Source organism: Streptomyces poriticola, assembly GCF_036689765.1.
GTDB classification, from domain to species: Bacteria; Actinomycetota; Actinomycetes; order Streptomycetales; family Streptomycetaceae; genus Streptomyces; species Streptomyces poriticola.
This window is the reverse complement of record NZ_JBAGKH010000119.1, coordinates 1-311: the sequence shown is the minus strand read 5'-3', so window position 1 is coordinate 311 and position 311 is coordinate 1. Positions and strand designations below refer to the sequence as shown.

The window sequence follows — 311 nt, the reverse complement described above, 5'->3', positions numbered from 1 at the left end:
ATCCGTGCCCCGCGACCGGGACGGCACCTTCGAACCGAAGATCGTACGCAAGCGGCAGAAGCGCCTGTCCGGCGTCGACGAAATGGTGATATCTCTGTCCGCGAAGGGCCTGAACGACCGGCGAGGTCCAGGCCCACCTCGCCGAGGTCTACGGCGCCGACGTCTCCCGCCAGACCATCTCCACCATCACCGACAAGGTCATGGACGGCATGGCCGAGCGGCAGAACCGGCCCCTCGACCCGGTCTATCCGGTCGTCTTCATCGACGCGATCCATGTGAAGATCCGCGACGGTGCCGTGGCGAACCGGCCG

1 pseudogene is annotated in these 311 nt (G+C 66.6%); it reads left to right on the top strand.

From position 1 onward, the window contains the following. Window positions 1–311, top strand: a pseudogene (locus tag V5O46_RS31715) (transposase); the annotation flags it as partial.